Below are 23,303 nucleotides of genomic sequence, written 5' to 3'. Positions count from 1 at the left end.
TTTTTCACCTCTCAGCCAACTCAGCTTCTTCGTCTTTTTCAAGTATCAGTTGATCGACCACACGTTTACTTGATTGCCCGTCCACATGATCAAAGAAGTATTTCACAAAAGGATCAATTTTTTCCATTCTGAAGTCCTGTCTGTGAATCATTCTAATCATGTCTTCTGTCGTTTTTGCTAACGGTCCAGGTATAAAGGAGTGATAATTATAGTAAAAATCACGTTTTTGTACATATTCTTCAACATCAAATGCAAAAAAGATCATTGGCTTGTTTAACAAAGCAAATTCAAAACATACAGATGAGTAATCCGTTACCAGAATATCGGTAATGAACAATAAATCATTAATTTCCCGGTAATCGGAGAAGTCATAAAAGAAATCATTGTATTGATAAGGAATTTGAATATCATTTTTAACAAACGGATGGATCTTCAAAAGAAATACATATTCATCACTAAGCTCATTGTATAACTTTTCTAAATCAAGAGATTCCATGGGATAATGAGCAGACTGTTGACCATTTCCCCTAAATGTCGGTGCAAACGTAATTACTTTTTTGTTTTTTAAATAAGGATGTTCCTCATAAATTTCATCTTGAATTTTTTGTTTGTAATCATCATCAAAAAATATGTCTGTTCGAGGAATACCCGTAGCCACAACATTTTCTTCAGGAATTCCGAAACCTTCCGCATAGTGTGGAGCAATATTTTTAGAACTTACTGTTACCTTAGTATAGTTTCGATGGTTTTTGGATTTTGGAGACGGTCCCCCCGGGCGTCCAATTCTACTAAACCCAAATGTTTTAAATGCTCCTACCGCATGCCACAGCTGGATCAACTCGCTGTTTTTTCTGATTTTCAATGGATAAACCATAGGATAAAAATCGTCTAACAATATAAATTTGGAGGTGGCCAATTGATAGGCTAAGTAAATTAATTCTCGATAGCTTTTCTTTTCGCCTACTCCTTTTTTAAGTAAAAATTCATACTTTAAATCTAAGTTCCTGGAAATTAATTCATCATAAACAAATTTAAAATTTCCGTTCAATTCCTCTCTGCTATCCGAAGCAAACAACACTTTCTTTTCGTCCACCGGAAACAACCAACAAACTCTGTATATAAACCCAAATATTTTTTTCTGAAAGAACTTGTATAAAAAACCGCTGGTCTCCGGAGCATCCAACGCCATTTCCCTTGGGTCCATGTCCTTCAATTTTGTAGAGACTAGTTTTAATGTTTTATTTGTGTAATCATAAGTTGCCAATAGGTTGTATTTCAATTCTCTTCTGGCTGTGAAATATTCCATTTTAGCAGCATGAAAACCATCGTATAGATATTCTTCTACATTTCCAAGAGGAAAGGTCTTTTTAAATTTTTTCTGGCTTGATACATACACTTCCACTTCCAGATAGAGCATATACTCTGCTGCCTCTAGTGGTTTTCCATCCTTTGCCAATGTAGCAAAGTTAATGGTTCCTTCAAAACCAGCCCAAAGATATTGATCATCAATTGTTTCATTCATTTGCAGTTCTAATACCTTCTTGTCTTTCAACGGGATGGTGTACTTTCTATTATTCTTATTATAAAGAACGAGGTTCTTCCTTACTAAATCATCCTTTTGCATTGGAATATCTTCAAGGTAATAATAGCCTTCAAGTTGTAATTTCGGGCCCGTCCATTTTAAAGTAGTTATTTTCCTATGCACGGTTACGTCATCATTTCCAACTTCAATTTGACTTGAGTCGGAATAATTCATAATATTATCTGATTTAATAACTATCTCATTACCTTCAATAACTACTGGATTTTCTGACCTTTGTTTTCGGTTTAACAACCTTTTGATCCTTTTTTTTATACGAGTAAACATACACGCTAGCTCCTATCTATACTCAAAACTTTAAAACTAAATAGAAAAGAGGAATCGCCTCTTTTCTATTTATAGTATACCTTAACAAGTATTAAAATAAGCATTCCACTATCCTTTTGCTGGCATTCCCATCTGCATCATCAAAAAATTTCTCGCGAAATGCTTGTATTTTTTCCAGATCGAATGTCTCGTTTTTTAACCAATTTATTAAGGATTCTGTATCCTGAAATAATGGACCAGGAATAAAAGACTTGTACTCATAATAAAAATCTCGTTCTTGAATATATTCCTCCAAATCAAATGGAAAGAAGGCAATCGGTTTATTTAAAAGGCTGAATTCAAATATAACAGATGAATAATCCGTTAATAATATATCGCTTAAGTACATTAATTCTTGAATATCAAACACGTCTGATAAGTCATAAATAAATCCCGAATACGCTTCTTTGTCACGGTTAGTCCCTTTCATATAAGGGTGAAAATGAGTGACTAACACATAATCAGAATCAAGCTGCATTTTCATTTTCTTTAAATCAAAAGGAATCGCAAAAGGCGCTTGGTAATGACTTTTCCCTCTAAAAGTAGGAGCATATAAGATTAACTTCTTCCCTGTTAACTCTGGATATAATGAGTTAAACTTTTCTACAGTAAGAGACGTTTTATCCTTGTCATAAAAATAATCCGTTCTTGGAAGACCAAGAGGTAGAATTTTTTCTGCTGACATATTAAAAGCTTCCGCAAAGTAAGGGACAACTTCTTTTGAGCTTACTATTACGTTCGAATAATTGGAATGAATATTTACATATTTAAGGTATTCAAGGCTAGGACCAAACGATTTTCCTTTGGTACTGTGACCAAACTTTTTGAATGCTCCAGCAGCATGCCATAACTGTATTACTTTGGTTTTCTTTTTCGGATTAACCACATATATAGGATAATAATAATCATCAACTACAAAATAAGCCGAGGTAGCTAAATGATAGCTAGCTCTAATTAGATGTAACACATAATCCAGCTTACCCAGGAATGAAGAGTCGTACTTCTTAAACAGCATGGTGTAAGTATAGTGTTCTCTGTTATTTTCTAACTCGTTATATAGATAAAGGAGATTTCCCTTTAACTGTTCACTTCTATAGGAAGCAAAAGTGACTTTATCAGGACGAAAAGGGAAAAGAAAGGAAGATATAGAATAAATCGTTTTTAGCATCCCGTTTACTGCGATGAGGACTATCTTATTCAACAAACCCATTCTATATCAATCCTTCTACACTGGCTAAATTTTCCATTCCATCACGGTTTTACCCCATGAGGTAGTCAAATCCTTTTCGAAAGTTTCTAATATATCATCAATCGATTTCACTTCATTGACAGAACCTACTAAGGTTTTGAAATACTCCTGGATATTTGGATAATCGTTTAGTAATTTAACTGTGTTTTCAAAATCTACTCTTCCGCTACGACTACTTCCTATAATGGTTATTCCTTTTTCCAAGACCATTCTCGTATTGACTTCTACTGGTTCTTCTGAAACGCCAAGTATTGACATGGAACCTTCTGGTTTAATGTAGTCAATAATTTGATTAATAGCATACTGACTTCCCTTGCCACCAACACATTCAAAAGCATGATCTAATTCTAAGTCTTCTGGAATTCCGTCGATTTGATAAACCTCATCCACAAATGAAAAATGATCTAATTTATATGGAGTTTTTCCAAACACTATTACTTTACTATCTTTATATAACGTTTTTAAAATAAGAGATGTGATGAACCCGAGGTTGCCATCACCCCATACTCCGAATGTTTGCCTGCGAGCATGAGAACGTTTGTCAAATCGCACGATTGAATGCATGGCTATAGTGATCAATTCCATGAAAGCTCCTACATGAGGATTAATATTATTCCCTAATGGAACTAATCGATCACGATTCAAGAATACATAATCCTGCATAAAACCGTCGAATCCACTGGATCGGAATTTACTTGATCTCAGGTAATTCTCTGCTACAATCTCATCTTCTTCAGAAGGAGTGTTCGGAACCATCACAACTTGTGTGCCAGGTTCGTATTCATTTTTAGGATCGTAAACAACTTTACCGATCCCTTCATGAATCAGCGCCATTGGCAACTTCTTAGACAAAGCTTCCTTCCCGCGCGTACCTGTATAGTACCGTTGATCGGCTGCACAAATGGACAAAAACGTGGGACGAACTACAACGTGTTCAGAATTCAATGAAAAGTTACTATAAGTTACTTCAAGTTGGCGTGGTGACACTAACCGATAAACTTGATTAATCATTTGGATATCCGCTCCTGTAAAATTGCTTTAGCAACCTTCAAATCATAAGGAGTAGTGATCTTGATATTGAACAATTCTCCTTTTACGATTTTTACCTTTTCACCTTTAAGGGCACATATTTTACAAGCATCCGTCAATATCGTTTTTTCATCGTCGCTCAGTGCATTGTAGTGGTTCACCAAAGTGTTTATATGAAAACTCTGAGGCGTTTGTCCTTGGAACATCGTATCCCTAATAGGGATGTTATCGATTATTTCCCCATCTTCTGATTGTAAAATCGTATCGACTGCCTCTATTGCAGTATCTACTGCGCCATGCTTTAGCACTTCATCAATATTCTCTTCTATGATGCGGTGGGTAAGAAAAGGTCTTACCGAATCATGGGTAACGATTACATCATCATCATTAATACCAAATTCCTTCTCAATATAGTGAATACCACTCATTATCGATTCATTACGGTCGCTGCCACCCTCTACAACAACTAACCGGTTATTTTCCCCGATATGCTTTTTAATAATATCTTTTGTATAATTGATCCATTCTTTTGGAGATACAATCAATATTTTTTCAAAACGATCATTTAAAATGAATTTTTCTATTGTATGGATAATAATCGGGGTGCCATCAATGGTGATAAATTGCTTAGGCATGTTGATATTCCCCATTCTTGTTCCTTTGCCACCGGCGAGAATCTCAGCATAAATCACATTAAAATCTCCTTTACCTTTGTTTTTATTTTTGTCGAATGATTGTATATGTTGTCAATTTAATTTACGCGAAAAATATAAATTTCACATTAAATATACACGTTTTAGTCAAGTCGTGCAACATACTGCCATTTGCCTTATGTCGCTAATTCAGCTTAATTCCATTCATCTAAACAAACGGACATTATTCCATCTATCTACCAGTGATAGAATTCGGTTGTTTTTTAAACTTATGTGAGGGTGTCCAAAGAAGAAAACAGGATCTGTTTGTACATAACCTTTTGCTTTTTGGACGAAACCATGTATCCAAAAGTGAAAAACTCCTATTTTCTATCCTTCCATATTAAGTCTCCAACGATACCCGATCATTCTGTTCCTTTGTTTCTTTCAGGTTGTTTATTTTCCATTTACACTTCTGGATCCAGGTATAGATGAAGAAAGAAACTGTTACTAAAAGGGGCACATAAATGAGATTCCAAAGCAAACTTTCTCTCATCTCTTGCCATTGCATCCACTCGATCAACAGTGTTGTAAAGTTAATCAGTATTGGATGAATCACATAGACTCCAAGTGTATTTTGTCCCAGTCTCACTAAATTAGGCTGAGCAGGGAACTCGTTTTTTTCAACCAGTAGCAGAAGTAAAACAATAATCGGTATCGAAAACAACGAGTAATCACCCCAGGGTGCATCTAACCGATAAACCAAGAAGTATCTTTCGATAAATTGCAAACTAAAGGATAAAATAAGCATTTCGCAGATCCTTCTTGGACGGATTTTTAGTCGCCCGGCTTTCCTCTGTGAGAACCAGTATCCCAGCGTCAGATAAAATAGTGCAAAAAATAGTGCATCCCTTGTCAGATAATCAACATTTAACAAAGACGAATAAGATTGGCCAGTTACTCCAACCAGGTTGAGAATGAAACTTAAAAGAAGCAATACACGAACCTTCTGGATGCGAATAAACAATGCTAGTAGAACCAACGACCAAATCATTGCAACTAAAAACCATAAATGATAGGTATTACCGAATGAGGTTCCATAATAAATATCATAAATGGCGGCGTTCTCGAAGTAGCTGGATAATTGTCCGACAAATGCTGCGTTTATACCCTTTGATTGCACAGCCAAGACACTTACATCATATAAGACAATTATTAGCAGCCAAGTAAAATATATTTTTGAAATTTTCTTCATGTAACTTTTAATATACTGAAAGGGGGCATCCATCTTTTTTGTTTTCATCCCTATAAAGTAACCAGAAGCAGCAAAAAAGAATGGGACTGCGAATCTCCCTAATGTATCCAGAAAAAAGTTTAGTTTTTCGCCATTGATGCTTCCGGCATGAAAACTTTCAAATGGATCTGCATGGATACACACAACCAATATAATGGCAATAGCCTTTACTATATCAATGGAATAATTTCTAGCCAATGGTAACAACTCCTTCAGATATAGCCGAGGTTTTCCGAAAACTATATCCCTTGTGTTGGTTAATTCCTTTTGATTTTTTGACTTCTTGTCTAGAAACCTTCGAGGCAACTTTCTTAATGCAGGGGGTCGATTACCTCCTTCCAACGTTGCCATGTATTGGCCCTTGTAATAACAGACGGAAACGTTTAATATTTAAATTATTATGGGTATTTATTAAAAGCAGATGTCTCTCTTGAGGAGGGCTTTATAATGAAAAAAGTAATAACTTACGGCACTTTTGATTTAATCCATGAAGGCCATATAAATATATTAAAGCGGGCAAAACAGTTGGGGGATCATTTAACTGTGGCAGTATCGACTGATGACTTTAATAATACAAAGGAAAAGAAGGCTTATCACGGTTATAAAACACGCAAATTAATTGTAGAGTCTATCCGGTATGTGGATGAAGTTATTCCTGAAAATGATTGGGAACAAAAAGTAAGTGATATCCAGCGTTTAGATATCGATGTATTTGTGATGGGAGATGACTGGAAAGGAAAATTTGACTTTCTTAAAGAATATTGTGAAGTCGTATACCTTCCAAGAACCTCTGGTATCTCTTCCACACAAATAAAAAATGATTTATTTCGGGTGAACCATGGTTAGAGAATTTTTTATATCGATTTACCTACTCATTTTCAGAATAACATTTCATCTGCTAAACTTTATTCCTTCGAAAGAAAAAACAACTTTGGTAGCTTCTTTTGGTGATAATATCTCACATGTTGCTGAAGAGTTAGAAGCAACTACCAATACTGAAATCGTTATATTAAAAGCCACAGGCTGCAAAAAAGATTTCAAGCATATAAGCAGTGCAAAAATAATAGATTTTCAATCTAAAAATCCCATTAACTTTGTAAGCTCTATCTTTCATCTCGCTACCTCTAAAGTAATCTTTATAGATAACTACTTTGGATTTTTATCAGTGATGAACTTTAAACCAGAAGTTATTTGTGTGCAATTATGGCATGCTGCTGGTGCTATTAAACGATTTGGTTTGACTGATCCATCGATTGAACAAAGGTCCCAGAAGGCAATAAAACGCTTCAAAGCTGTCTATGAAAGATTTCATTATGTCGTGGTTGGTTCAGAAAAGATGGCAGCAATATTCCGAAAGAGTTTTGACTTAAAACCGGAAAATATTTTGCGAACAGGAATCCCAAGAACTGATTTCTTTTTTGATAAACAGAAAACCAGCGAAGTCAGAAAGGAACTTGCCAGGGAATTCCCTGTAATCAATGAAAAAAAAGTATTATTATATGCACCGACCTTTCGGGATGACCAATTACAATCACCTGATTTGGCATTGGACCTGGATAGATTGCACAAAGAATTAAGTGATGAATATGTCCTGTTTTTACGACTCCATCCAGCCGTTTCTTCCCAATTAAATGATAAGTATCCTGATTTTGTAATTGACGTGAAAAATTATGAAAATATCAATCATTTATTATTAGTTACAGATATTTTGATTTCCGATTATTCGTCTATTCCATTTGAATATTCACTGTTAGAAAAGCCAATGATTTTTTATAGCTATGACTTGGAAAACTATCAGACTAGCAGAGGTTTTTGGGAAGATTACCATAAAAGTATGCCTGGACCAGTAGTAAATAACACGGAAGAGGTTTTGTCCGTAATTCGCAACAATAGCTTTTCGTTAAAACAAATAAAACAATTTGCAAATGAATGGAATCAATATTCCAAAGGAAATTCCAGCCAATCCCTTATCTCCTTTGTATATGAACAACCAGAATCAGCTAAAGTACTCAATCAATAAAAAAATACTACTCCAAAAAATGGAGTAGTATTTTTTATTTTATTCTACATAAGAGCTGTGAATCCACACTGTCTTTCCATTAAGCACACCACGGTACCATGTATTGTTTCCAACACTTTCTGTTAGATTCACCTTGAAATTCTGCTGTTTAAATTGGCTTAAATCATCGTACACTAAATCGTTCTTACCACCCCAAGCCTTGCTATAAGCTTTGCCATTTCCATTTATGACAAATGTCTTTGAGTCCTTGTCGATGCTCACATGCTTATGGGTAATCATGTCTGCTTGTTCAACCCATCCTATGGTTCCATTTGTACTACTTGGTTTCGTACTGATCAAGTAGTAACGACGCCCGTTAATATCTGCTTGTTTCTTGATATAATAGACAGCATTTGTAAATTCAGATGTATTTAAAGCGGTTGATTTCACTCCAAGTGTTTCCAGGATTGTTGCGGAGCTCCGTAAATGCCCTAACCTACTAATTGTACTTTCTTCTTTTTTGCCTACATAGCTAGAATGCAACCAAACTGTCTTTCCATTTAATTTTCCTCTATACCATGTATTATTACCCACTGTTTCGGTTAGGTTTACTTTAAACTCAGCGTCCCTGTATTTTGACAGATTTTCAAATACCAAATTCTTACTTCCGCCCCAAGCTTTGCTGTACGCACTTCCAGATCCACTTAGATAGAACGTTTTCGCTTTACTGTCCACATTTTTATGGGAATTCGTTACCATATCTTGCGGTTTCACCCATCCGACAACACCCTTGGTACTACTAGGCTTGGTGCTGATTAAGTAATAAAGTTGACCATCTACTTCCATTTGTTCTTTAATGTAGTACACAGCATTTGTGTATTCATTACTATTCGACAAATCAGAAGAGTTATCTCCTACATATCGATAAATCTTTGCGTTATGACGAAGATGCCCGAGCTTACTTACCTTCTCTCCTGTTTTGTCCTGAACGTAAGTAAGATAACTTGAATGGATCCAAACAATTTGTCCATTCAAACTGCCTCGATACCATGTATTTCCTCCTACTCGCTCTGTAAGATGGACATGGAAATTTTGATTTTCAAATTGCGCCAAAGAATTAAACACTAAATCCTTTGCACCGCCCCAAGCTGTACTATATGCACTGCCAGTACCCTTGATTTTCATGGTTTTTAAATCAGAGTCTACTCCCTGATGCGAGTGTGTGTCCATTTGCTGTGACTTCACCCAGCCGACTGTTCCACTACTGCTGCTCGGTTTTGTGCTAATTAGATAATACAGTTGATCATTTACTTCTGCTTGCTTTTTGATATAGTAAACAGCATTTGTGAACTTTCCAGCAGCATCTTGTGAGGTAGAGGGGACACCAATACGTTCATAAATAACCGCATTCCCATGGAGATGTCCAAGTTTGCTCGTGTTACTTTCTTTTCTAGTTGTTAAATTACTGGTATGAATCCATACTCTTTTACCATTAAATGTCCCTCTATACCAATAGTTATTGCCCACTTTTTCTGTAAGATCTATTTTGACTTCCTGGCCCTTATACTTGGATAAGTCTGAATAAACAATATCCTTTGAACCACCCCATGCTTTACTATAGGCAGTACCAGTACCTCTTAAATAGAATGTCTTCTTCTTACTGTCTACTCCATTATGGGAATAGGAGTCCATCTCACTGGCTTTGACCCAACCTATGACTCCCTTCCTACTGCTAGGTTCGCGACTGATTAAGTAATACGTTCCGCCCTTTGCCTCTGTTTTCGATTTAATATAATATACAGCATTCGTATATTCCTTTGCTGAATATGCTGAAGAACTTACCCCAGGATATTTGAATATCCTTGCGTCTCCATGCAGGTGACCTAACCTACTTGTGTTTGGCTTAGCCAGGTCCAAACTATCATATCTTGATTTTACGAGACTTACAAATTGGCTCCAGCTATATCCATATCTGTCAAAATAGCCGTGTGGATCAACGTGAGTTGTTCCACCTAAATAGTTACTAACTGCCTTGTGGGACCATAATGTTCCTTTCCCATCACTTTCTGCACTGTCTACTCCTAAGCCATAATTATATAGAATCGATGCAATATAGTCGGCATAATTATTAATAGATTTAGCAAATTGTTCAAAGTTATTAACCCTAACCAATTCTACATGGACAAACCTTTGATTGGCATAAGGACCTGCTCCCCAGGCACCTAAATCCAATGGATGAATTTCAATGATACGTTCATGATCAACAAAGGCATGGACAAAGGCATTTTCATGGTTTCTAGACATGTAGGAAATTTCCTGCGTAATGGAAGAATCGTCATTGGCAGTCTCATGGGCAACTACACCTTCGACTTGGCCAAATCCATGGCGATAGTTGAATTTCTCAAAGAAATCTTTGTATTGATACTCTACCTTCGCTACAGGGATATTACTGATGTAATCATTTACATCTGGATAAACACTCCTAATGCTGAACATCCTTTGTTGCGTCTCATGTGGATGTTCGCTTTCCACAACCCCGTCTCTCCAACCTTTAGGAACATATTGCAGTTCTTCTTCTGAAAACTCACTTATATCGATTCCGTAAACTTCTGTTCCTTCTTTGATACCAAATTGATTATATTCCACAGATTCATTATTTTCTTCTGAACCTTCTATTTTTTCCTCTTTTGGTTGATTTTCTTCTTGTGAATCTTCTTCAATACTCTTTACTTCTTCGCTTTGCTCGCTTTCTTCCACATTTTCGGCTATCTCATCTGAAGCAGAGTCTTCAGACTCTTCTTTTTGCTCTTCTTTTATATTACTAGTTTCTGTTTCCGTTTCTCCTTCTACCGCGGAATCTTCAGGTGCATCTGAATTATTTTCAATCCCATCGTTGCTGCTTTCCTCACTAACCGTGGTCTCCGATTTTGTTTGTTCATCTGCTTCTGATTGATTTTCTGTTGTATCTAACTCAGTATTATTTTCTGCTAGCAAATATGTAGGAAAAACAGATGAATAAATCAATATTGCTAACACTAAGATGACTAGCTTCTTCATATAATCCCCCTCGAATGTCCTTTCTTACTAGTTTATCGACAACATAAAACAAAACTTAAGAAACAACCTGTTATTTTTACAAAAACTGCACCTTGTATTAATAATCAAGGTGCAGTTCAAATCTTACTAATCTGGTTACTTGTACCGTGGTAAATCTAGATTCAGAGTATATCCATCTAACAGATTATATAACTCGTACATTCTTGAAGTTTGCTTATAAGCCCAGCCAATGTCAGTAGCATATTGATGGGAAGCATAGTTATAGTTTGCTGCAAATGCGGGATTCCAACGCATTTTATACAAAGTGTTTTGTCCTGCGTTCACATACCCATCTCCGATAAATGCAGCACCACCAATTATAGCTTGTTCTGGTGTGAACCATCCTAGTTCATAAGCTTTCTTCGCTCCACATTCAATCGGACAAGCATCTCTCGCTCCAATACCGTACATATTATAAACAGTTTTATTGTTATACTTGACTCCGCTAGCAAGCGTTGATGAGCCATTTCCTGTTTCTAATAATGCATGAGCGATCAAGTAAATTTCGTTAACACCATGAGTCCTCCCGGCAGTTACGAATGCTTGAGCTTTTCCAGAAAGGCTTCCTTTATTCGTAAGCACCTTCTGATTTACTTCGTTCACATCAATATTTGCACTTTGTGACAAGTTCAAAAACTGTAAAGAATCTTTTAAGTTACCAGTAAAGTTCCTATAGTCTAAGTAGTAAAGCACATCTTCCCTGTCTGGAATAACCCATCCAGAGGTGTAACTGACATGATACCACTTATACCCATCTGAACCTTTTGTACTTGAATATAAAGGCAACACTTTCCCATTGTTGACTGTACCACCAATAGAATAACTAGTACCCGGGCCTCTTCTTAATCTCCAATTATCACCTTTTACCGTGGCTTGACCGTTGGCAATATTCGTCAATCCATCTTCTCTAATCCAGAGTTTATAACGTTTGTCGGTTTGAGGAGCTACAGCCATTTGAATATCTAACATTTTATTCAAAGTTAGGTCATAGTCAGAGTAGGAAGTATTAATAACGTTTGATTTCTTAAGATAGGCTTCATGAATCCAAACGGTTTTTCCATTCAAAGTTCCTCTATACCAGACATTATTTCCTACTTTTTCAGTTAGATTGACGGCAAAAGCTTTATCCTTGTAGGTTGATAAATTTTGATAAACGAGATCTTTAGAGCCACCCCATACTTTGCTATAAGCACTGCCAGTTCCTTTTACATAAAAAGTTTTAGCCTTATGGTCTACAGTAGTATGACTGTAGGTTACCATATTATCTGATTCTACCCAGCCTATGGTACCATTTACACTGCTAGGCTTCGTACTTATCAAGTAATAGGTGCTGCCACTCATTTGTGCTTGCTTTTTAATATAATACACTGCGTTTGTAAATGTGTCAGCTGCAGGGATGGAAGAAGACAATTGATCTAGTTCAGGGTAAATTACAGCATCTCCTCTTAAATGTCCCAGCCTGCTGATCGAACTTTCTTTGACATTTGTTACGTAAGAAGAATGCAGCCAAATTTTTTCCCCATCAAGGGTTCCCCTATACCATATATTGTTGCCTACCTTTTCCGTTAAATCCACTTTGAAATCTTCGTTTTTATATCCAGATAGATCTTTAAAAACTAGATTTTTAGAACCGCCCCACGCCTTGCTGTAAGCACTTCCGGTTCCTTTAATATAAAAAGTTTTAGTATCTTGGTCTACTGTTTTATGACTGTTTGTCACTATATCTTCAGCGTTAACCCAACCGACGACACCATTCACACTACTAGGCTTTGTACTAATCAAGTAATACTTTTGTTCACTTACTTCTGCTTGCTTCTTAATATAATACACAGCGTTGGTGTACGTAGGAGAAGCAGGAGTTGAAGAAGATAAATCTTCCAAATCATCGAGAATGACGGCGTCTCCTCGTAAATGCCCTAATCTGCTTGTTGAACTCTCTTTAACATTTGTAACATAGTTAGAGTGAATCCAAACCGTCTCCCCATTTAATACACCACGGTACCAAATGTTATCTCCGACGGTTTCAGTGAGATTGACTTGGAATTCTTGATTCTTGTAATTGGACAGCTTTTCATATACCAAATCTTTAGGACCACCCCACGCCTTATTATAGGCGCTTCCGGTTCCTTTAATGTAAAAGGTTTTCTTGTCATGATCAGCTGTTTCATGGCTGTACGTAACCATGTCTTCCGCTTCAACCCAACCAATAATACCGTTAACACTGCTTGGCTTTTGGCTGATCAAGTAATACTTTTGTCCATTTAACAAAGCTTGCTTCTTAATATAATACACAGCATTTGTATAAGTACCTGAAGCAGCTACAGAAGATGATAAATCATTTAAATCATTGTAAATGACAGCATCTCCTCGTAAATGGCCTAATCTGCTAATAGCACTCTCTTCAGCTTCCTGAGCAGTCGTTACATAAGCAGAATGTAACCATACTGTATTGCCATCCAAGGTTCCTCTATACCAAACATTTTCACCGACTGTTTCAGTAAGATTCACCTTGAATTCTTCATTTTTATAGCCGGTAAGATCTCCAAAAACAAGATCTTTGGAGCCACCCCAAGCTTTACTAAAAGCACTGCCAGTTCCTTTCAGGTAAAAACTCTTAGACTGGTGATCTAACGTTTTATGACTGTATGTTTGAATATCACCAGCTTTCACCCATCCTACAGTACCTTCTGTACTACTTGGCTTATTGCTAATCAGATAATAAGTGTCACCACTTAGCTTTGCCTGTTTCTTAATATAGTAGACTTGATTTGTATAAGTGCCTGCAGCGGGAATGGAGGATGACAAGTCTGTCAAATCCGTGTAAATTACTGCATCCCCATGAAGATGTCCTAATTTGCTTGTTGCACTTTCCTCTGGCACTTCCAAAGCAGTCATTCTAATTGACTGTACTTCTGCCTTTTGAACTCCAGAGTCAGAAACCGTTTCTTCGTTTTCGTTCGTTTCCTCAGTCGTTGAGTCTTCTTTTGGCTGAATTGAATCAGATTGTTCTTCCTCGTCAGCACTTTTTTCCGACTCCGGCTCTGCTGCTTTATCATCTTCCTGATTCAGCTCATCAGTCTCACTATTACCACTCTCACTGTCGACTTCGTCGACTTCTGCAGATGTGGAATCATCCGTTTTTTCGGATTCTTCACCAGAATTAGCGTCTTCGTCAATCGAGGCATCAGACTCTTCTGGAGTAGAAACAGTATCCTCACTAACTGATTCATCCGAATCTTCTGTAGAAGTTGCTTTGTCATCTAATGGTTCCTTCGAGTCAGAGGATTGTGTACCTTCAACTTCGACTTTCTCTTCCCCATCACTTTCAGCCGCTAGTGCCTGGTATGGTGCAATGACATTAAAAGCTAATATTACGATCATTATTAGAGCTAACTTTCTCATTTATAACCTCCGTTTGTTGCTCGCTCTACAGCAACTATCCAGCAAAGCCTCACAGATTCTATTAAATCAAGCTTTTTAACTTGAAACTTATTTGGAAGTTTATATACCTTTATTGTGTGGTAGTTACTAAATAGAGCAGTAATCTCTTTTCTATTATCCTTCGCACCGCTCAAACTATATGACGATGCAACCCTTGTTATCCATTGATTTCCAATATGGAATAAGCTACTACCTGAGAAAAGAAATCAAGGGTAACGCCAAAAGCCAAGGACTACCAGCGATTTCGTTATTTTCCCCCTTTCACCTGTTACAAAACTGTAAAATTGTCATACAATGTCTATTATGCATTATTTTTTGTCGAATGTTAAGATTGTATTTTACTATTTTTGAAAATTTTTCCGAAATAAGAAGACCTTTGTACCTATTTTTTAATCAATAATTGAGGTTGGGCTTCCATTTTAATTAATGTACTTTCATGAAGATTTTTATATCTTTAGCATCTCCCGTTCGTCATCGTGATTCTAGCATGCATTTTACAGTGAGTGGTTAATCGACACCTTTTGGCTAATAGCTATAACAATTTTTAGATTTGAACCATCAAGTTATCTTCATAACAGGCACACAACAAAAAAACTCCTTTATCGTATTAGAGTGACCCAATAATATGAGACAGGAAAAAACACCCCCAGAGTCGTATAAAAGTATTTATCGACATTTGGAGGTGTTTTTGTTATGGGAAAGAAGATGGTTTATCCTGAAGAAATCAAGAGAGAAGTTATACGCTTAAAGCTTTCTGGAGAACTCACGAACAAGGAGATTATGGAGAAGTTTGGCATTAAAAATGAGACACAGATCAAAACCTGGACGAAATGGTTTAGGAATGGAGAGGAGCACAGGTTGGCTCAACCAATTGGAAAACAATATGCTTTTGGAAAAGGGCCTGATGATGATAGTGAAATAAATCAGTTAAGGAAAAAAGTGAAGTATTATGAAATGCGAGATGAATTGTCGGGAAAGTACCAAGAAATCGAAAGGAAGTGGTTCCAGAAGTATTCGTTGAAGTCGTAGAAGCTTATAAAGAGAAATACACGATCACTACTATTTGTGAATGCTTCAAGATTCCAAGGTCAACTTATTATCGTTGGAAGGAGAGGATATCAGCTGAGTTGCCCCTTCTCCATCAATTAGTTATAGGTATTTGTCAAAGTCTTTCATTTAGGGTGGGACATCGAAACGTAAGGGGTATTCTCAAAAATGATTACAAAATGATGGTGAACCGAAAGACAGTACAAAAAATCATGCAAAAGTATAACCTTCAATGCCAAGTGAAAGTGAAAAGAAAGGTTTACATTGCTGGTGAAAGCAAGTTTGTGGTACCAAACCTTCTCAAACAGGATTTTAAGACGGACCGACCTAATCAAAAATGGGTTACAGATATCACTTACTTGCCTTATGGAGAAAAAATGCTTTATTTATCAACCATAATGGACTTGTATAATAACGAAATCATGGCCTATAAAGTTAGTGACACCCAAGATGTTAAGCTTGTGTTAGATACATTAGAAGCTGCTTGTAAAGGAAGAGAAACTCATGAAGTTATTCTGCATAGTGACCAGGGTGCTCAGTACACCTCTTATGCTTTTCAGGAACTGGCTAAAGAAAAAGGCATTACCACAAGCATGTCCCGAAAAGGAAATTGCTTTGATAATGCCGTAATCGAATCCTTCCATTCCTCGCTAAAGTCGGAAGAATTCAACACTCAAAATAGAGTGCTCCTTACAAACTCTATTGTACTAGAAAAAGTAGAATCTTACATGTATTATTACAACTACATACGACCGTTTTCAAAATTAAACTGCCACAGTCCTGTAGAATTCAGGACTATAGCAGCATAGGTGTTTTTTCTTGTCCCGTTTTGCTGGGTCAGTTCATATAGATAAAGGAGTTTTTTTTGTTTTCTATCGTTTCGCCTTGGCGCCTTCCAAGAGGCGGAGAATCGGGCGATAATTTTCACTGATAAGACCTGTTAACTCGACGACAATTTCTACGAGTATCGTCAAGGCTAAAAGCGTGATAGTCGATCCCCAGACGGTCGATTTCGTAAAAATGATAGCGGCGATACTGAATAGTCCGCTCATCGCATAAATGAGGATAACAGTTTGTTTATGACCAAAACCTAAGTTCAAGAGACAATGATGCAAGTGCAGCTTATCTGGTGCTGATAATGGTTTATTTTGAATAATCCGGCGAACGATCGCAAAGAACGTATCTAAAATCGGCACCCCTAAAATGATAATTGGAACGATTAACGAGAATAGTGTGACGTTTTTAAAGCCCAATACCGAAAATACACCGATCATGTAGCCTAAAAAGAGCGCCCCGGAGTCCCCCATGAAAATTTTTGCGGGATGGAAATTGAAAACCAAAAAACCAAGTGTGCTACCGAGTAACATTAATCCCATCAAGGCAACGAACGTGTCACCAAGGGATATCGCCAAGCCGGAAATCGTTATTAATGCAATCGAAGAAACCCCGGCAGACAAGCCGTCAAGCCCATCGATCAAGTTTATTGCATTCGTGATGCCGACAATCCAAATCAACGTGATCGGAATGCTGAAGTAGCCGAATTCCAGCGTTTCGCCGAATGGCAAGTTGATGAAGGTGATTTGCACACCATTAAAGACGACGATTCCTGCAGCGATCAATTGCACGGCAAATTTCACTTTGGCTGAAAGCTCGAATAAATCATCAAGAAATCCGATTGTTGTGATCAAGATAGCGCCTATCAGAATCGGCCACTCGTACTTGCTGGCCGGATTGAACAAGTAAAATCCGATGAGAAAGCTGATAAATATCGCCAACCCGCCCAAACGCGGCATTAATTTGCTATGAATTTTCCGGTAATTCGGCTGATCGACCGCACCGATGCGGATGGCCAGCTTTTTTACCAATGGTGTGATTGCCACCGATATAATAAAGCAAAACAGCAAAGCTATATATTCCATGGTCGTCCTCCTGGATTTAGAACCTATCTATCTTTTGAGTTTGTTGTCTTTTTAATATGACGTGATTCACTGAAAAAGGTTTCATAGTTTCGTAATCTTAACGCTTTAGTTAATATAGCACAATTCGCCAAAAAATACACCTGTTCCCCGTAAAAATTTTACAACGGCAGGCTTTGGACATAAGCTGTTAAAAGGAATCAACATCGCCCATCACCAAATACCAATCGTCCAACGAGCTTCCAACTGTACCTGACTGCAACGAATGAACCACAAGTGCGAGCGGGCGGTCCTTTTTCTTAAAACCCGCGGAAGCCAGGATAGAGGCAGCAACCGTTTCAGGAAGTGCCCAGCTCTGCAGCAAATCACAATGTCTCAAGTGGTCACGAGCAGCCTGCAGTAACACTTGCCAAACCGTACGATCCTCAATGGCCAGCCAGTCGACGATCAGGCCGACTTCCATCGAAGCGTACTTCAATCGTTTCCGCTCTTTTTTCACGACTACATATCCGACCAATGTATTCTCGTTATAAGCTGCAATCATTACATAATCGTTTTCCGGATGCTGGTGATAACGCCAATTCAAGTAGCTAAGGTTCCGGCGAAGCATCAACGGCCAGGTGGCGGATAAACGGTCAGCCAGGTCAGTAAATTGCTGGTCACATGCTGTGACAGTTTCGAGTCTCAGACCGGAAGCCGGGGAACGCTTAGAGCGGTTAGTTATTTTTTTATACAAACTCCCCAGCCGCTTCACTGGGAGATTAAACTTCGTCATTCCGGCTGCTAATGCAAACGGATTTTGTATGTAGACATAGCGCGACATCCAGCCTGCTTCACGCGCTGGTGTATGCTTGAGCAGCAGATCCCTTGCTTTGGGTGCAGGGAAACCGTATAACAGCTTGATTCCCGACTTTGTTGCTTCTATGAACATCGCTTGGTTCAGTTGCTGATAAATCCCTTCTCCCCTGTCCTGGGGATCCACCATCGTGTCGACACGCAACCCAACAAGTTGTATCTTGCCTTCTATATATGCTTCGCTGACCCAGAGTGCAATGTGTCCGGCGATCCGATTGTTTTTTTCATATACTAAAATCCAGGGATTAACCGGATTGGGATGATGGAGATACTTCCACTCCCAATATGAATCGGCCCTTTGTTTGCCGAATACCCTGGTAAACAATTGCTGGATGCCAGCTTGATCAGCTGGCTGATAAAAGCGGATTCCCATGTCATTCCCCCTAACTCCCTCATGCATGATCAATAAAATCGGTCAGGATTTGCTGCAAACGGTGTTTTCCCGAATGAAAGGCTTTTGGGACAAAGTGTTTCGCCTGATTCATGACAGCTTCAAGCCGATCACCGTCATGCCAGGATAAAATATGCCCCTGCGCAGTAAAAGCTTCCACCAATTGCAGCTGGTGATCGTCATTATGCTCGCCGTATTTTTTCAAACGAGGGGCGGCAATCACGGTTTTCCCTTTTCTTAAACCAGTGATCACAGACCCGGTGCCTGCATGGGTAATCACCAGGCTCGCTTTTTCATATAAAGCTTCCATTTCCTCATAGGTAACAAACGTTTTTAACGTCAACAGCTCACTAGCGTATGGCGTGTGGCCATGCTGCACGACTACTTCTTCCTTTATGAAGTTGGTCCGTTTCAAGCGTTCCACTTCATCCAGAAGGCGTGTGAACGGTAGTTCATGTGTACCCAAAACAACAAGTATCAATAGATAGACCCCCCATATACAGCTTTCGGATAAACCTTTTTCATCGATTCCCATTGCACGATAAACAAATCCGAAATCGGGTACACCATCCGTCCGGACAAGGTAGGACTGGTAGATTTGGCAAAACTCTCGATGAAGATGATTTTGCGACCGAACAATTTCGCAAGGTAACACATCGGTACGGCTGTATGAGCTCCAGTTGTAATGATGATATCTGGACGGTGCTTAAGAAAAATGCACAAGGATTTAATGGTGTTATAGGTGAATTTGTAAATATAGCGTATCGGGTAATTACGGGCTCCATACATTAAAAGAGAAACAGGATATTTCTCCATCAGCTGTTCCGTTATTTCCGATTTTTCCGTTACAAGATGATACTGATAATTTTTGAATAACCCTTCCAATTGCAGCAGCTGGGTAAGATGACCGCCAATAGATGAAATAAGAAGCAACTTTTTCTGTTTCATCGGTTCTCGCTCCTATCGATGGTAGATTGAAATTAGCTGATCCAACAATTTATCCTGATCATTTTGCTGTGCTTTCTCTTCTCCCTTGAAAACAAGCTGATCGCGCAGTTGAGGGTTCGATATCAGTTTTTCCAAACCGTTGCGCAGTGATTCATGGCTCCTCGGTTCCACCAAAATCCCTGCTTCATCCTTTAGAAGATGGCTGAGACCACCGACATCACTGCCGACTACAGGAGTATGACAAGCCATGGCTTCCAGTGCCACCAAACCGAACCCTTCCATATGAGAAGGAATCACGAATATGTCAGCTGCATTCATCCAGACCGCCACCTCCTGTTGGGCTTTAGGACCATGAAAGGTCACCCCTTGAATGGTTTCCTTGTCTATCTTCTCCTTGATTCTTTCCAGGAACTCCGGCTGCTTGGCTGCCCCAATAAGGTGGAGCTCCAATTGATCAAACGATTGTTTTAACGGTCGATAAGCATCCAACAGCTCGATCAAACCTTTTGCTTCGATCAGGTTACCGACGTACAACAGGTGGAAACTGTTTGTTTCCAAACCGAGCCTCCGTTTTGCATGCACCTTTGGAACTGGTGAGAAGATATTCCGATCTACTCCCATGTTCAACACGGTCACTTTCCCGGGATTCACTTGGTAACGCTCCACCATTTCCTGCTTGAGTGCTTCCCCCACCGCTACGACATGGTCTGCTTCCTGCAAGATTCGCTTCGTCTGCTGAAAAAAGAACTTCCCCTTCTTCGCCATCTTATCTAGGTCGCCGCCATGGCAGGTGACAATCAGTTTGGTGCCGAAGCGCTTTTTGAACCAGAGGCCAAAGAACCCGCTTGGAAAGATATAATGGGCATGGATCATTTGATAGTTTTTGCCCTTGCAAAGGCTAATCAAGCCGATCTGAATCATCCATGCCATATACTTTTTCAACAGTTGATGCTTTCGCATTCCCGGCTCGGTAATTGCTGCAATGTCCATGGTAAAGCCTCGTTTCCTTAAAGCTTCGACTTGATTGCGGACAAATATACCAAAGGTCGGACTGTTTTTCCCCGGATACATAGTGCTTAACACGAGGATATTTTTTTGCATCCTATTCCCCCTCCTATTCCGCTGCAGCAGTCAGTTTCCCGGCAGACTGGACATGGCGTGTCTGGTTAATGACATAAGCAAGCATTGCAAAGTAAAACAGCGTAAACGAGTCATTTTCCCAAATGTTGTAGACCAATCCGGCAACATAGGAGCCGAGCAGGACGGCAAGCAGTACCGTAGCTGTCCGAAGCTCGCTTCGCCGGTTCCATAGCAGGTAAAGCATATTCAGTAAAAATACGGCAAACACGATGACGCCGAATATTCCGGTCTGCACGATGACCTGAATGTATTGATTATCTGAATAAAACTCCCGGTCGATATTGTAGTCTTCATAAATTGGCGAGCCCGCATTCAATGTCGCCGAATCACCAAAAGTGGCAAATCCGGTACCGATCACCGGATTGTCTTGGAAAATAGTCCATCCCTTTTGGATGATGTACAGACGGCCTGCACGTTTACTTCCTTCTACCGCGTCATCATTGAAGGTCTCTCGCATGCGATCACGGAAACCACCGTCACGTTCATCGTATTGTTTTTGCGTAGTGCGCTGGTTTTGCCCGAAATCGGATGCTTCAATGGTGCTTGTCAGCATATTGGCAGGAACCCCGATGAAAATAATACCGGCCAACAGGGTAATCAAGGTCGTCCTCAAGATCCGCCAATGCTTCGTCAGCGCGATATAAATCAACAGGCCAACGGCAAAGGCGAGCCAGGTTCCCCGCGAATAGGTAAGAAACCAGACACCCATGTACAGAACCAGTGCGATGTTAATTACCCACACCATTTTGCCTCGTAAATAACTGCGTAAAAACAGTGTCAAAATAAACGCGAACGACAAATAGTAAGCTAACAGGTTGGGGTTGCCGATTAGTCCGTAAATGCGGATCCGATTAATGGCTGACAGCGGCATGTTTTCCCAAGTCGGAGGCAGCAGCCAGCCGCGAAGCGATAGCTTCTCCACCAAACCGTGCACACACATCAGTACGGCCAAAATCACGGTCGCCCAGAGAAAACGGGCAATATCCTGTTTCGTGATATCCATGCGCTTGACCACATAGTAGACAAGATAAAATAACAGGAAGGATCGCAGCTGTAATACGATAGCTGTGATTGATACACCAGAAACAAGAGCAGAAACTGCACCGATAAAACAAAACGCAAAAAAAGCGAGCTCAAACCATTGGAACTTCACAAGCGAATGGAAGTTGTTCCGGTATTTCATGACCGTTTTTACCAACAGTACGAAGATGACGGCATCCCCGACAAGCTTTAAGGTCGGATTGAACTCGACCAGAAACGGACGTATAGGAAAATAAACGAATAACAAAATCAGGGCGTTTTTTTCCTGGAAATAGCTGTAGATGACAAAGGCAGCAATGACAGCCAGTGACACGATGAGGTTGTCGACAATCATAGCGGCCAGCAAAATCAGCAAGGCTACTGGAACGAATGCTAATTGTTTGGGGCTGATGTTCAAGTTTAAAACTCCTCTCCTATCGATGAATGCCTGGATGCGATGGCCAGCTTTGCTGGTATATCCTTTTCTTTAAACGATGGTTTTTAAAAATTGCCCATAAAAGGGTTACAGTACGGTTTGCTTGTTTAAACAACTTGGGATAATCATATGGGTTGTTTTTTATCGTTTGGATGATTTGCTCAAATTCCTTACTTGAAAGCTGTAGAAAACCTTCAGCTGCTTCAATAGTATTCTCAGCAAGATGAGCTTTCATCCTGTTCAGTTCCAGAAAGCCGTCAAAAGCAATCGCTTGTGACTGAAATACATCGATAGCCTGCCGTTTTGCCGATATGGTTTCCGTTATATCTATCAAACAATTGATGACTCCCGGTGGAAACGGACAGTTGATTTCATATAAACGAATGACCGGATTGACGTTTTCCGTTTGTATAAGAGCATCTGCCAGAGCCTCGGCAGTAGCAACATGGTCTGGATGGGCATCGACAAACGTTGTACAATAAACAATATCGGGCTTGAGGCGTTGGATATGCTCGGCAATCATGCCGCTTAATTCCGGCCGCTCCCTGGCCTGCCCATCCGGCAAATCGCAATAGATCACCTGGTCAATACCGAGAATTGGTTGTACCCGGCTGATTTCCGCCTTCCGGATCTTCGACAATTCTTCACGAGAATGTCGGCTGACACTGCTACCGCCGTCCGTAATAAACAAACAGGTAACCTTTGATCCTGTATCGGCATGGCGACGTATCGTTCCGCCAAGTCCGATCGTTTCATCGTCCATATGCGGGGCAACTACCAAAATGTTTTGGTTCGGTACCAGATCTGTGAGATTCAAGCTGTTCTGATAATGTTTTTTCATTACCTGCCTGGTGACCGGAACGACGATCGGTGCTGCTGATTTTAAAAAGCTATTTTTAATCAT

17 protein-coding genes are annotated in these 23,303 nt (G+C 39.2%); 3 read left to right on the top strand and 14 right to left on the bottom strand.

From position 1 onward, the window contains the following. Positions 1-4: 4 nt before the first annotated feature. From BN1067_RS06865 to BN1067_RS06845, 5 genes are all read right to left on the bottom strand, one after another. Positions 5-1,867 carry a CDP-glycerol glycerophosphotransferase family protein gene (locus BN1067_RS06865; protein WP_053218156.1) on the bottom strand — a complete coding sequence of 621 codons (1,863 nt, stop codon included), beginning with the start codon at positions 1,865-1,867 and terminating at the stop codon, positions 5-7. Between the two features lie 91 nt (positions 1,868-1,958). Beyond that, positions 1,959-3,116: a CDP-glycerol glycerophosphotransferase family protein gene (locus tag BN1067_RS06860; protein ID WP_053218155.1), complete on the bottom strand. Its 1,158-nt coding sequence runs from the start codon at positions 3,114-3,116 to the stop codon at positions 1,959-1,961. A 24-nt stretch (positions 3,117-3,140) separates the two neighbouring features. Then, complete coding sequence (locus tag BN1067_RS06855; protein ID WP_053218154.1) at positions 3,141-4,166, bottom strand: ribitol-5-phosphate dehydrogenase; 1,026 nt, start codon at positions 4,164-4,166, stop codon at positions 3,141-3,143. Next, positions 4,163-4,876, bottom strand: coding sequence for an IspD/TarI family cytidylyltransferase (locus BN1067_RS06850; protein WP_053218153.1), 714 nt, complete (start codon positions 4,874-4,876; stop codon positions 4,163-4,165). Before BN1067_RS06850 ends, BN1067_RS06855 begins: the two co-directional genes overlap by 4 nt. A 343-nt stretch (positions 4,877-5,219) precedes the next feature. Further along, positions 5,220-6,308 (bottom strand): acyltransferase, encoded by a 1,089-nt coding sequence (locus BN1067_RS06845; RefSeq protein ID WP_199868483.1) that lies wholly within the window; start codon positions 6,306-6,308, stop codon positions 5,220-5,222. A gap of 249 nt (positions 6,309-6,557) precedes the next feature. Between BN1067_RS06845 and tagD the strand changes: the two genes are divergently transcribed. Then, a complete protein-coding gene (gene tagD / locus BN1067_RS06840; protein ID WP_053218151.1) occupies positions 6,558-6,956 on the top strand; it encodes a glycerol-3-phosphate cytidylyltransferase in 399 nt (132 codons plus the stop codon). Continuing rightward, entirely contained in the window at positions 6,949-8,130 is a 1,182-nt protein-coding gene (locus BN1067_RS06835) for a CDP-glycerol glycerophosphotransferase family protein (RefSeq protein ID WP_053218150.1), read from the top strand. The genes tagD and BN1067_RS06835 overlap by 8 nt, the downstream gene beginning before the upstream one ends. Before the next feature lie 39 nt (positions 8,131-8,169). On the opposite strand, the gene BN1067_RS06830 is transcribed toward BN1067_RS06835, so the two are convergent. Together BN1067_RS06830 and BN1067_RS06825 are read right to left on the bottom strand one after the other, a co-directional pair. Next, the gene (locus BN1067_RS06830; protein ID WP_053218149.1) at positions 8,170-11,166 is read right to left on the bottom strand and encodes a GW dipeptide domain-containing protein; all 2,997 of its coding nucleotides are present in this window, start codon (positions 11,164-11,166) and stop codon (positions 8,170-8,172) included. Between the two features lie 135 nt (positions 11,167-11,301). Beyond that, positions 11,302-14,607 carry an N-acetylglucosaminidase gene (locus tag BN1067_RS06825; RefSeq protein WP_053218148.1) on the bottom strand — a complete coding sequence of 1,102 codons (3,306 nt, stop codon included), beginning with the start codon at positions 14,605-14,607 and terminating at the stop codon, positions 11,302-11,304. 732 nt (positions 14,608-15,339) lie between these two features. On the opposite strand from BN1067_RS06825, the gene BN1067_RS06820 reads away from it, so the two are divergent. Then, positions 15,340-16,502 (top strand): IS3 family transposase gene (locus tag BN1067_RS06820; RefSeq protein ID WP_110943291.1). Its coding sequence is split into 2 segments (ribosomal slippage): positions 15,340-15,616 and positions 15,616-16,502, totalling 1,164 coding nucleotides; the frame shifts between segments, so codons are not numbered across the junction. 63 nt (positions 16,503-16,565) lie between these two features. Here the strand turns inward: BN1067_RS06820 and BN1067_RS06815 are convergent. The 7 genes from BN1067_RS06815 to BN1067_RS06785 form a co-directional block, all read right to left on the bottom strand. Then, complete coding sequence (locus BN1067_RS06815; protein ID WP_053218147.1) at positions 16,566-17,612, bottom strand: glycosyltransferase family 4 protein; 1,047 nt, start codon at positions 17,610-17,612, stop codon at positions 16,566-16,568. Between the two features lie 187 nt (positions 17,613-17,799). Beyond that, positions 17,800-18,837: a GNAT family N-acetyltransferase gene (locus BN1067_RS06810; protein ID WP_053218146.1), complete on the bottom strand. Its 1,038-nt coding sequence runs from the start codon at positions 18,835-18,837 to the stop codon at positions 17,800-17,802. 19 nt (positions 18,838-18,856) lie between these two features. Beyond that, a complete protein-coding gene (pssE, locus tag BN1067_RS06805; protein WP_053218145.1) occupies positions 18,857-19,336 on the bottom strand; it encodes a PssE/Cps14G family polysaccharide biosynthesis glycosyltransferase in 480 nt (159 codons plus the stop codon). Continuing rightward, on the bottom strand, positions 19,333-19,803 hold the full coding sequence (gene pssD / locus BN1067_RS06800) for a PssD/Cps14F family polysaccharide biosynthesis glycosyltransferase (RefSeq protein WP_053218144.1): 471 nt from the start codon (positions 19,801-19,803) through the stop codon (positions 19,333-19,335). The genes pssE and pssD overlap by 4 nt, the downstream gene beginning before the upstream one ends. Positions 19,804-19,815: 12 nt before the next feature. Then, positions 19,816-20,904 (bottom strand): glycosyltransferase, encoded by a 1,089-nt coding sequence (locus BN1067_RS06795; RefSeq protein WP_053218143.1) that lies wholly within the window; start codon positions 20,902-20,904, stop codon positions 19,816-19,818. A gap of 13 nt (positions 20,905-20,917) precedes the next feature. Continuing rightward, positions 20,918-22,381 (bottom strand): O-antigen ligase family protein, encoded by a 1,464-nt coding sequence (locus BN1067_RS06790; RefSeq protein WP_053218142.1) that lies wholly within the window; start codon positions 22,379-22,381, stop codon positions 20,918-20,920. Between the two features lie 16 nt (positions 22,382-22,397). Beyond that, complete coding sequence (locus tag BN1067_RS06785; protein ID WP_053218141.1) at positions 22,398-23,303, bottom strand: PIG-L deacetylase family protein; 906 nt, start codon at positions 23,301-23,303, stop codon at positions 22,398-22,400.

This window comes from Virgibacillus senegalensis (assembly GCF_000821245.2).
GTDB lineage: Bacteria > Bacillota > Bacilli > Bacillales > Amphibacillaceae > Sediminibacillus > Sediminibacillus senegalensis.
This window is presented reverse-complemented; position numbering and strand designations above follow the sequence as displayed.

Bases quoted from the DNA above. Each gene is read 5' to 3' on its own strand.
- BN1067_RS06815 (WP_053218147.1), bottom strand. From the start codon at position 17,612: ATGGAATATATAGCTTTGCTGTTTTGCTTTATTATATCGGTGGCAATC.
- pssD (WP_053218144.1), bottom strand. From the start codon at position 19,803: ATGAAACAGAAAAAGTTGCTTCTTATTTCATCTATTGGCGGTCATCTT.
- BN1067_RS06785 (WP_053218141.1), bottom strand. From the start codon at position 23,303: ATGATTAAAAATAGCTTTTTAAAATCAGCAGCACCGATCGTCGTTCCG.
- BN1067_RS06835 (WP_053218150.1), top strand. From the start codon at position 6,949: ATGGTTAGAGAATTTTTTATATCGATTTACCTACTCATTTTCAGAATA.
- BN1067_RS06855 (WP_053218154.1), bottom strand. From the start codon at position 4,166: ATGATTAATCAAGTTTATCGGTTAGTGTCACCACGCCAACTTGAAGTA.
- BN1067_RS06830 (WP_053218149.1), bottom strand. From the start codon at position 11,166: ATGAAGAAGCTAGTCATCTTAGTGTTAGCAATATTGATTTATTCATCT.
- BN1067_RS06795 (WP_053218143.1), bottom strand. From the start codon at position 20,904: ATGCAAAAAAATATCCTCGTGTTAAGCACTATGTATCCGGGGAAAAAC.
- BN1067_RS06860 (WP_053218155.1), bottom strand. From the start codon at position 3,116: ATGGGTTTGTTGAATAAGATAGTCCTCATCGCAGTAAACGGGATGCTA.
- tagD (WP_053218151.1), top strand. From the start codon at position 6,558: ATGAAAAAAGTAATAACTTACGGCACTTTTGATTTAATCCATGAAGGC.
- BN1067_RS06865 (WP_053218156.1), bottom strand. From the start codon at position 1,867: ATGTTTACTCGTATAAAAAAAAGGATCAAAAGGTTGTTAAACCGAAAA.
- BN1067_RS06825 (WP_053218148.1), bottom strand. From the start codon at position 14,607: ATGAGAAAGTTAGCTCTAATAATGATCGTAATATTAGCTTTTAATGTC.
- BN1067_RS06810 (WP_053218146.1), bottom strand. From the start codon at position 18,837: ATGGGAATCCGCTTTTATCAGCCAGCTGATCAAGCTGGCATCCAGCAA.